Origin of the sequence: Streptomyces sp. NPDC058964 (assembly GCF_042741275.1) — a bacterium.
Taxonomy (GTDB): domain Bacteria; phylum Actinomycetota; class Actinomycetes; order Streptomycetales; family Streptomycetaceae; genus Streptomyces.
The window spans coordinates 1-4288 of sequence record NZ_JBHYKH010000663.1 but is presented as its reverse complement, the minus strand read 5'-3'; the positions used below and the strand labels follow the sequence as shown (position 1 = coordinate 4288).

The 4288-nt window shown below is 68.8% G+C and carries 4 protein-coding genes; all 4 read right to left on the bottom strand.

All coding sequences use genetic code 11. From position 1 onward, the window contains the following. The coding region (locus ACFW2E_RS42515; protein WP_384476222.1) for a hypothetical protein at positions 1 to 571 on the bottom strand (571 nt) is incomplete at its 3' end. A gap of 4 nt (positions 572 to 575) precedes the next feature. Then, positions 576 to 1487, bottom strand: a complete 912-nt coding sequence (locus ACFW2E_RS42510; RefSeq protein WP_384476219.1) for a carbohydrate ABC transporter permease — start codon at positions 1485 to 1487, stop codon at positions 576 to 578. Then, positions 1484 to 2452, bottom strand: coding sequence for a carbohydrate ABC transporter permease (locus ACFW2E_RS42505; RefSeq protein ID WP_384476216.1), 969 nt, complete (start codon positions 2450 to 2452; stop codon positions 1484 to 1486). Before ACFW2E_RS42505 ends, ACFW2E_RS42510 begins: the two co-directional genes overlap by 4 nt. Continuing rightward, the gene (locus ACFW2E_RS42500) at positions 2452 to 3738 is read right to left on the bottom strand and encodes an ABC transporter substrate-binding protein (RefSeq protein WP_384476213.1); all 1287 of its coding nucleotides are present in this window, start codon (positions 3736 to 3738) and stop codon (positions 2452 to 2454) included. The genes ACFW2E_RS42505 and ACFW2E_RS42500 overlap by 1 nt, the downstream gene beginning before the upstream one ends. Between the last annotated feature and the right edge of the window lie 550 nt (positions 3739 to 4288).

Below are 4288 nucleotides of genomic sequence, written 5' to 3'. Positions count from 1 at the left end.
CGGGGACCGCGAGGGGCGCGCTGAGGAGGGCGGCGCCGCCGCCGTGGCCCGCTCCCCCGACGCGCAGGTGGGACCCGGGGGGGTCGAGCACCGTGCGGCGGCCCGCGGCCACGAGCAGCGCACGCCAGGTGTCGCCCGGCATCCAGACCGTGGCCGCGCGCAGCCCGGCGACGGCGAGACCGATCAGCGCGAACAGGCCCACGGCGCCGACGACCGGCCCGCCCGGCAGCCCGGCGCGCACGGCCCGGACGTCCACCCAGGCCACGGCCGCGGCGGCCCACCCGGCGAGTCCCGCGACCCAGCCGCCGCGCACGGCGGCCCGGAAGTCCGAGACGAACTCCCGCAGGCCGCCGCCCTCGTGGGCCGTACGGCGCCGGAGGTGCCGGGCTCCGGCGGCGAGGGCGGCCGGGTAGGTGACGACTCCCAGGGAGGCCACCGCGATCCACACACCGGTGAGCAGGCACTCGGCGAAGACCCCGAACCTTTCCCAAGCACTCGGATCCGCACGTGCAGGGGAGACCCCATGGGCGAGCACGGACTCCCGGCGCGACTTCACCCGTACGTCGGCCACGGTCTCAGCCCTTCAGTCCGGAGGTCGCCATGCCGTCTATGAGATACCGCTGGAAGGCGAGGAAGAAGAGCAGCACCGGCAGCAGCGCGACCAGCGACATGGCGATCATGCCGCCGTAGTTGGCGGCCACGCCGTCGGAGTCGCGGAACATCATCAGACCGAGGGAGACGGTGTACTTGCCGGGCTCGTTGAGGTAGATCAGCGGGCCCATGAAGTCGTTCCAGGCGCTGATGAAGGTGAAGATGGCACTGGTGATGAGCGCCGGCCGGCACAGCGGCAGCATGATCGACCAGTAGATCCGCAGGTGACCGCAGCCGTCGAGACGGGCGGCCTCGTCCAGTTCGCGGGGCAGGTTGCGCATGAACTGCACCATGAGGAAGACGAAGAAGGCCTCCGTGGCGAGGTACTTGCCGATCAGCAGTGGGACGTAGGTGTTGATCCAGTGCAGCTTCTGGAACATCACGTACTGCGGGATCAGCAGCACGTGGTACGGGAGCAGGAGCGTGCCGATCATCAGGCCGAAGAGCAGGTTGCGGCCCGCGAACCTGATGCGGGCGAAGGCGTATGCCGTCAGCGAGCAGGAGCTCAGGATGCCGACGACGGAACCGGCCGCGTAGAAGAGCGAGTTCTGGAAGAACGTCCAGATCGAGATGTCGGCAATGCCGTCGGCGAGGCCCCTGAAGTTGTCGAGGATCGGATGGCCGGGGAACAGTTGGAGGCTGTTGATGATGTCCTTGCCGGGCTTGAACGAGGCACCGATCACCCAGACGACCGGGTAGAGGATCACCGCGAGGACGGCCAGGGCCCCGAGGTGCCAGGCGAGCGAACCGCTGCGCCCTCGCCCCGGACCCAGGGGTTTCGTGGTGGACGGGGGTACGCCCTGCTCGAGCGGCGACGAGAGCTTGGGGGAACTCATCGGGCGTCCTCCTCGTAGTGCACCCACTTCTTCTGGGACCAGAAGAGGACGGCCGTCACCAGGGCCACGGCGAGCAGCAGCATCCAGGCCATCGCGGCGGCGAAACCCATCTGGGAGTTCTTGAAGCCCTGCTGGTACAGGTAGCAGGTGTAGACGAGCGTGGCGTCGGCCGGACCGCAGTACGTGTTGGAGACGACGTAGGCCGAGCCGAAGATCTGGAAGGAGTGGATGGTCTCCAGGAGCACGTTGAAGAACAGCACCGGGGAGATCATCGGCAGGGTGATGTTCCAGAACTTCCGGAAGGGCCCGGCGCCGTCCATCTCGGCTGCCTCGTAGAGCTCCCCGGGCACCTGCTTGAGGCCCGCCAGGAAGATGACCATGGGCGCGCCGAACTGCCAGACGGTCAGCGCCACCAGGGAGTAGAGGACCCAGTCGGCGTTGCCCACCCAGCCGCCGACGTGGAAGCCGACCAAGGACTGCGTACGGTCCACGATGGCGTCGTCGGAGAAGATCGACCGCCATACGAAGCCGACGGAGACGCTCGCGCCGATGAGCGAGGGCGCGTAGAACGCGGCCCGGTAGAAGGCCTGACCGCGCCGGCTCTGGGCGAGCAGCAGCGCGACGCCGAGGGCGAGCAGCAGTTTCAGCGGGGTGCCGATGACCACGTACTCGGCCGTGACCTGGACCGACTTCTGCCACCGCGGGTCGTCGAACATACGGGTGAAGTTGTCGAACCCGACCCACCTGGGCGTGTTGAAGAGGTTGTAGTCGGTGAACGCGAAGTACAGCGAGGCGACCATGGGTCCCGCGGTCAGCAGCAGGAAGCCGGCGATCCACGGGGACATGAAGAGGTAGCCGGCCAGGTTCTCCCGGCGCCCCCGCCGCCGCGCGGTGGCGGGGGCGGCGGGGCGTGCCTCGTGGGTGGCGGCAGCGGAGTCGTCGACGAGCGTCACGGGAGTTCCCATCAGGCCTGGAAGGCGGCCTCGGCCTCGGTGAAGAACTGCTTCACCGCGTCCGCCACCTTGGTCTTGCCCTGTCCGAGGTCGCCGCCCAGGCGCAGGAAGGAGGCCTCGACGGTGTCGGCGCCGGAGGGGTGCGGGGTGATCGTGCCGAGGACGCCGGACTTGGCGGTGTCGGCCTCGTACTGCGCGATCTCCTTGCTCACGGCGTCCGCCGGCCTGAAGGCCGCGTACTGCTCGGTGCCGGCGAGGATGCCGCGGTCGTAGCCCATGATCCTGCCGACCGCGGGGTCGTGGACCATGAAGTCGATGAACTGGGCGACTTCCTTGGGGTGCGCGGTGCGGGCCGAGGCGCTCAGCATCAACGAGGCCAGGTACTGGCCCGTGTGCTTGCCGTCCGTGGTGGGTATCGGCGCCAGGCCATAGGTGCTGCTGCCCTCCGCCGAGTAGCGGACGGTGAAGTTGTCCCAGGTGAACTCCGAGGCGCCGTGGCCTGCGGAGAGTGAGGACTTGGGCATGTCCTGCTGGACGACCTTCGGGTCGGTGACGATCCCGGCCTTGACGCGGTTGTAGCCGTCCTGCCACCACTCCGTCAGGTCGGCCTTGTCGAAGCCGAGCCCGTCCTTGGTGAAGAACGCCTTGCCGTTCTGCCGGAGGTAGAGGTCGTAGAGGTACATGATGCTGAAGTAGCCGGTGTCCCCGGGGACCTTGGTCCTGTCGTGGATGGTCTTCAGGGCCTTGAAGTACTCGTCCCAGGTCCAGCCGGCCCGCGGCTCGACGCCCGCCTTCTCGAAGACCTTCTTGTCGATGACCAGCGCCATGGTGTTGGAGCCGACCGGGACGCCGAGCTGCTTGCCGTCGACCTCGCCCACCTTGGTGACACCCGCACGGAAGTGATCGAGGCTCAGATTGCCCGCGTCGACCTGGGACTTGAGGTCGAGGAGAATGCCTCTCTTGTCGTACTTCCGAAGAAAGCCGACGGCATTCTGGAAAACGTCCGGCGGATTTCCTCCGGCGGCCTGCGTCTGGAACTTCTCCCAGAACGACTGATACGTCTGGAAGTCGGTCTTGACCTTGATCTTCGGGTACTTCTTCTCGAAGAGCGCGATGCTCTGGTTGATCCTTTTCGCCCGCTCCTCGGCACCCCACCAGGAGTAACGGATCGTCACCGTCCCGTCCCCGGAACCGCTCTCGCCACCGCACCCCGCAGTGGCGGCCAGCCCGAGCGCGGCCGCGGAGGCCCCGGCCGCCTTCAGGATCGTACGCCTCTCGACATTCCTGCTGGTTCCCACAGTCGGGCCCTCCCCGCGACGTCGCCGCCATGTTCATGAATCGTTTCAAGTAAGCGCTTGCTGGCACAAGTTACGGAGGGCCCGGGAGCGCGTCAATGATTCGGACAGGATTTTCTTGCGGACGCACTCCGGCGGAGCGGGGCCGTGGGATCGGGCTGCGGGGCGCCGGACGGGCTGCGCCGCACGTCGGGCGGGTACCTGCGGCGGGTCGGGCCGGACGCGGAGCCACTGCCCGTCGGAGCGGCAAGGGTGGCGCCGAGTCGGTCGCCGGGCGGGATTCGGAGGAGGGCCGGGCAGGGAGCCGAGGGCACCGGCCGGGGCACCCACGGCCGGGGCGCGCCGGAAGCGCGTGAGCCGGGTGGATGCCGGGGGTCACGGGGTCGGTACGGCGGGCATCGAGGTGCCGGGCCGGCTGCGCCGCAGGGCGCGCGCACGTCCGGCGGGTCGGACGCGAGACGCACGCCGGGCGGAGCGGCGAGGGCGGCGAGGGCGGTGCGGAGGCGGAGTAAGTCTGGCCGAGGCGCCGACGCCCTCGGCAGTTGTAATTTTG